This window comes from Stenotrophomonas sp. HMWF023 (genome assembly GCF_003060985.1).
GTDB classification, from domain to species: Bacteria; Pseudomonadota; Gammaproteobacteria; order Xanthomonadales; family Xanthomonadaceae; genus Stenotrophomonas; species Stenotrophomonas lactitubi.
In genome coordinates this window covers 1-5737 of sequence record NZ_QAIJ01000006.1, presented here as the reverse complement: position 1 = coordinate 5737, position 5737 = coordinate 1, and the positions used below count along the sequence as shown (strand labels likewise).

At 65.0% G+C, this 5737-nt stretch carries 5 protein-coding genes; all 5 read right to left on the bottom strand.

The features are described from left to right. Nucleotides 1–456: 456 nt before the first annotated feature. Nucleotides 457–1437, bottom strand: coding sequence for a protein translocase subunit SecF (gene secF / locus DBR20_RS00090; RefSeq protein ID WP_100552292.1), 981 nt, complete (start codon nt 1435–1437; stop codon nt 457–459). A gap of 15 nt (nt 1438–1452) precedes the next feature. Next, complete coding sequence (gene secD, locus DBR20_RS00085; RefSeq protein WP_181392978.1) at nt 1453–3309, bottom strand: protein translocase subunit SecD; 1857 nt, start codon at nt 3307–3309, stop codon at nt 1453–1455. Between the two features lie 61 nt (nt 3310–3370). Then, nucleotides 3371–3715 carry a preprotein translocase subunit YajC gene (yajC, locus tag DBR20_RS00080; RefSeq protein WP_089240484.1) on the bottom strand — a complete coding sequence of 115 codons (345 nt, stop codon included), beginning with the start codon at nt 3713–3715 and terminating at the stop codon, nt 3371–3373. 138 nt (nt 3716–3853) lie between these two features. After that, the gene (gene tgt / locus DBR20_RS00075; protein WP_108264746.1) at nt 3854–4984 is read right to left on the bottom strand and encodes a tRNA guanosine(34) transglycosylase Tgt; all 1131 of its coding nucleotides are present in this window, start codon (nt 4982–4984) and stop codon (nt 3854–3856) included. A gap of 137 nt (nt 4985–5121) precedes the next feature. After that, nucleotides 5122–5737 (bottom strand): tRNA preQ1(34) S-adenosylmethionine ribosyltransferase-isomerase QueA (queA, locus tag DBR20_RS00070; RefSeq protein ID WP_108264745.1); only part of this gene is annotated, 616 nt, incomplete at its 5' end.

Here is a 5737-nt window from a genome sequence, read left to right as displayed (position 1 = left end):
CCGTAAATACGTCCCTGTAGGCTTGGCCGCGGCATCCATGCCGCGGACACCCCCGCAACCGGACCCACCCCGCCTTCGACAGTCTTCCGCGATCTGTCGGAACAGCTCTTGGGGTCAGATCCGTTTTCCGAAGGAAAACGGATCTGACCCCATTTGTGTGTATCGATATCTGACAGATGTGCCAACCAACGGTCGGCACCCACCAACAGCCGCGTGAACCTGTCGAAGGCGGGGCACTGTGGGTTTGCGGGGTGTGAGCCGCATGGATGCGGCGACCAAGCCCCCATGGATGGGTTTACGGCGTCCCCGCAAACTCACAGTGCCCCGCCATCCCACGGAATGCCGCTTCGCTTTGGATTTGGCTGTTGCTGTTGCTTCGGCAGGTGCAGGGCGCAGCCCTGCCAACAAAAAACCCCGCTTGCGCGGGGTTCTCTGTGTACTGCGTGCAGCGGAGGCTTACGGACGACGCTCCAGGGCTTCGATGTCCTTGGCCTTGGGCAGCAGATCCTGCTTGGTCACGCGCAGGGCACCCACGGTCAGCATCGGCACCGCCACCAGGATCGAGGACAACACCACGATCACCGCACCGATCATGTGCGTCTCGGCCAGGCCTTCCATCGAGCTGCCGCCGTACATGTACAGGGCCAGCGCAGACAGGAAGAACATCACCGCAGTGATCACCGTACGCGACAGCGTCTGGTTGATCGAACGGTTCAGCACTTCCATCGGCTCCACGCGCAGGCTGCGGAAGTTCTCGCGGACACGGTCGAACACCACGATGATGTCGTTGATCGCAAAACCCATCACCGACAGCAGGCCAGCCAGCACGGTCAGGTCGAACTCACGGCCGAGCAGCGACACGTAAGCCACCGTCACGATCAGGTCGAACATGGCCACGATGCTGGCGGTGACCGCGAACTTCCATTCGAAGCGCACCGCGATGTAGATCAGGAAGCCGGCCAGCATGAAGATGGTGGCGTAAAGGCCATTCATCGCCAGGTCCTTGCCGATCTGCGGACCCACAAACTCGTTGCGCAGCACGGTGGCCTGGTTGTCGGCCGAAGAAACCGCCTTGACCACGGCCGCAGCAGTGGCCTTGTCCTCGGCAGACGCGCCACCGGTACCCGGAGCGTGTTCACCGTGCGGGGCCAGGCGGATCAGCAGGTCGGTGTTGCCACCGACGCTCTGTACCTGGGCGCCGTCGAAGCCGTTCTGCTCAAGCTTGCTGCGGACGTCCTCGACGTCCACCGCATGTTCGAAGCGGGCTTCGATCAGGGTGCCGCCGGTGAAGTCCAGAGCGTAATTGAAGCCCTTGAAGCCGATGATGCCGATCGATGCCAGGAACACGATGATCGTGACGACCATCGCGACATGGCGCCAGCGCATGAAGTCGATCTTGGTATCGTTCGGGAGGATGTGCAGCGGAAACAGTTTCATGTGCGTGTCGTCCCGTCAGATGGCCACGTTCTGGAGCTTCTTGCGACGGCCGTAGATCAGCGTCGCCAGTGCACGCGATACGGTGATCGCGGTGAACATGGAAGCGAAAATACCGATGATCATGGTCAGCGCGAAGCCCTTCAGCGGACCGGTACCGAATGCGAACAGCGCCACACCGACGATCAGGCCGGTCAGGTTGGCGTCGAGGATGGTGCCCGAAGCGCGCTCGTAACCGGTCACGATCGCGGTCTTGCCCGGCACACCGGCACGCAGCTCTTCACGGATACGTTCGTTGATCAGCACGTTGGCGTCGACCGACAGACCGACCGACAACGCCAGACCGGCAAAGCCCGGCAAGGTCATGGTCGCGCCGAACAGTGACATCACCGCCACCACGATCAGCAGGTTGAACAGCATCGCGATCGAGGTGATCAGGCCGAACATGCGGTAGTAGATGGTGAAGAACACCAGCGTGAACATGAACGCATAGACCACCGCGGTGATGCCGTTCTTGACGTTCTCCGCACCCAGGCTCGGGCCGACCACGCGCTCTTCAACGAAGTCCATCGGTGCAGCCAGCGAGCCCGACTTCAGCAGCTTGGCCAGGTCTTCGGCTTCCTTCTTCTGCAGACCGGTGGTCTGGAAGTTCTTGCCGAACACGCCGTTGATGTTGGCCACCGAGATCACTTCCTCGTTGACCTTGAAGCCACGCACTTCCTGACCGTCGACGACGGTCACGGTCGGCACGCGCTCGGTGTACACCACCGCCATCGGCTTGTTCACGTTGGCGCTGGTGAAGTCGAACATGCGCTGGCCACCGACATTGTTCAGCGTCACGCTGACTGCCGGGGTGCCACTGGTGGAGTCGGTCACCGCCTGCGCGGCCACCATCTGGTCACCGGTGACGATCACGCGCTTGTTCAGCAGCACCGGACCGCCGTTGTCACGGCGCTGGTAGACCTTGGCTTCCGGCGGGATACGACCCGACGCGATGGCGTCCTGCGCATTGCCTTCCACAACTGCCCGGTATTCCAGGGTGGCGGTGGCACCGATCATGCGCTTGGCTTCGGCGGTGTCCTGCACGCCCGGCAGCTGCACCACCACGCGGTCAGCACCCTGGCGCTGGATGATCGGCTCGGACACGCCGAGCTGGTTCACGCGGTTGCGCAGGGTGTTGATGTTCTGCTCGATGGCGCCGTTGGCGATCTGCGCGATCTCGGCTTCCGGAATGGACACCGTGATGCGGTTGCCGCTGACGTCGTAGCCGAGCGTCGGCTGCGCCTTGGCCAGCGCGGCGCGGGCACGGGTACCGGCATCTTCGCCGGCCGACGGGCTCAGGTTGGCGACGATGGTGTTGTCGGCACGACGCTCCACCGACTGGTAGGCGATGCGCGCATCACGCAGCGTGCTGCGCACGTCTTCGGTGTAGGCATCCAGGCGCTTGTCCAGCGCGGCCTTCTGGTCGACCTGCAGCACGAAGTGCACGCCGCCCTGCAGATCCAGGCCCAGCACCATCGGGCGACCGCCGAGCTTGGCCAGCCAGTCCGGCACGGTCGAGGCCAGGTTCAGGGCCACCGTGTAGTTCTCGCCCACGCTGTCACGCAGCGCATCGCTGGCAGCGGACTGCGACTTCAGGTCCGACAGGCGGACGATCAGGCTGTCCCCTTCCTTCTCTGCGCCGAGCGTGGTGACACCGGCCTTCTTCAGGTCGGCCAGCACACGGTCACGCAGCGCATCGTCGACCTGGCCGCCACGGTTGGCGGTGATCTGGATGGCCGGGTCCTTCTGGTAGATGTTGGGCAGTGCGTACAGCGCGCTGAGCGCCAGTACGATCACGATGACGACGTACTTCCAGCGTGGAAATTCGAGCATTGCTTGGGTCCCGCGCGGCGCCATCCCCGGCGCCGCGGTTGTGCTTCAGAAAGGGAGTGGCTTACTTGGCCGAATCCAGAGTGCCGGTCGGCAGCACGCTGCCGACAGCGCCCTTCTGCACGCGGATGCGCACGTTCTCGGCCACTTCGACGGTGACGAAGTTGTCGCCGATATCGGTGACCTTGCCGGCGATGCCGCCGTTGGTCAGCACTTCGTCGCCGCGCTTGATCTTCTCCAGCATGGACTTGTGCTCCTTCTGCCGCTTCATCTGCGGGCGGATCATCAGGAAGTACATGATGGCGATCAGGATGATCGGGAACAGCAGCGTGGTCAGGCCCATGCCCTGCGGTTGGCCGCCAGCGGCCTGGGCGTGGGCGGCGGGAATCAGGAAGGCAAGCAGGTTCATCGTTGGTCCTTTGGTTGGGCGGCGCTTCGGCCGTTTCACGGGCACGAGGTGTCGACCGCGGATCTGGGTCAGCCTTGAAGTATGCCACGGCCCCGGGCATTCGTCCTTGGGCCGTTTGGCAGGGGGTGTGCTGCGGGTTTACAGGGGCGGCGCTACCGCCCCGCGTGCTGCGTAGAAGGACTCGCGGAAGGCCAGGAAGGTTCCCGCCTCGATGGCCGCGCGGATGTCGGCCATCAGTTTTTCGTAATAGAAGAGGTTGTGCTGGGTGCCCAGCATCGGCGCCAGCATCTCGTTGCAGCGGTCCAGATGGCGCAGGTACGAGCGGGTATAGCCGCCGGCGCAGGCCACGCAGCCACAGCCCGGCTCGATCGGGTCCATGTCCCGCGCGTACTGTGAATTGCGGATGCGGACGGTGCCGAACGAGGTGAAATAGTGGCCGTTGCGCGCATTCCGGGTCGGCATCACGCAATCGAACATGTCCACGCCACGTGCGACACCCTCGACCAGGTCCTCAGGGCGGCCGACGCCCATCAGGTAGCGCGGACGGTCGGCGGGCAGCTCGGGGTCCAGATGGTCGAGCATGGCGTTGCGCTCGTCTTCCGGCTCACCCACGGCCAGGCCGCCGATGGCATAGCCGTCAAAGCCGATCCCCTGCAGCGCCTCGGCCGAACGGCTGCGCAGGTCGGTGTGCACCCCGCCCTGGACAATGCCGAACAGGGCCGCGTCATTGCCGAGCTCGTCATGCGCGTTGCGGCTGCGCTGGGCCCAGCGCAGGCTCAGCTCCATCGAGCGGCGGGCGACGTCCTCGGTGGCCGGGTACGGCGTGCACTCGTCGAAAATCATCACTACGTCCGAATCGAGCACCTTCTGGATCTTCATGCTCTCTTCCGGGCCCAGGAACACCCGGGCACCGTCGGTCGGCGAGGCGAAGGTCACGCCCTGCTCGGTGATCTTGCGGCGGTGGGCCAGCGAGAACACCTGGAAGCCGCCGGAGTCGGTCAGGATCGGGCCATCCCAGCGGCAGAATCCGTGCAGGCCGCCGTGGTCGGCGATGATGTCCAGACCCGGGCGCAGGTACAGGTGGAAGGTGTTGCCGAGGATGATCTCGGCGCCCAGCGCACGCACGTGGTCCGGCAGGATGCCCTTGACCGAGCCATAGGTCCCCACCGGCATGAAGGCCGGCGTTTCCACCGTGCCACGCGGGAAGGTCAGGCGGCCACGGCGGGCGCGGCCATCACGGGTCTGGAGCTGGAACTGCAATCGGGACATGGAGCGGTCGTTCGGGCAAATAGTCGTCCATTGTCTCCCAAAATCGCCTTTCCTGCTCCGGTAGCGCCGGGCCATGCCCGGAGGATGGCCCGCAACTCCGCCACGCCGGGCATGGCCCGGCGCTACCCACCTCAGCCCTACCCCGCCTGCGGGAACAGCAGCATCGCGTCGCCGTAGCTGAAGAAGCGATAGCGCTGCTCGATGGCGTGCTGGTAGGCCTCGAACACCCGCTCCTTGCCGGCGAAGGCCGAGATCATCATCAGCAGCGTGCTTTCCGGCAGGTGGAAGTTGGTCACCATCGCGTCGACGCTGCGGATGCGGTAGCCCGGGGTGATGAAGATCTGCGTCTCGCCGGCGAACGGCAGCAGTTCGCCATCCCGCATCGCGCTTTCCAGCGCGCGCACCACGGTCGTGCCCACGCCGATCACCCGGCCACCGGCCGCACGTGTGCGTCGCACCTGCTGCACCAGCTCGGCACCGACGTTCAGCCACTCGCGGTGCATCACGTGGTCCTTCAGGTCGTCGGCACGCACCGGCTGGAACGTGCCTGCGCCCACGTGCAGGGTGACGTGGCCGAAATCCACGCCCTTGTCCTTCAGTGCCGCCAGCAGCGCTTCATCGAAATGCAGGCCGGCGGTCGGCGCTGCCACCGCGCCCACTTCGCGGGCGAACACGGTCTGGTAGCGCTCGCGGTCATCCACGCCCGGCTCGCGCTGGATGTAAGGCGGCAACGGCAGCCGGCCAGCGTGCAGC

Coding starts and splice junctions, on each gene's coding strand:
- secD (WP_181392978.1), bottom strand. CDS start 3,309: ATGCTCGAATTTCCACGCTGGAAGTACGTCGTCATCGTGATCGTACTG.
- tgt (WP_108264746.1), bottom strand. CDS start 4,984: ATGTCCCGATTGCAGTTCCAGCTCCAGACCCGTGATGGCCGCGCCCGC.
- yajC (WP_089240484.1), bottom strand. CDS start 3,715: ATGAACCTGCTTGCCTTCCTGATTCCCGCCGCCCACGCCCAGGCCGCT.
- secF (WP_100552292.1), bottom strand. CDS start 1,437: ATGAAACTGTTTCCGCTGCACATCCTCCCGAACGATACCAAGATCGAC.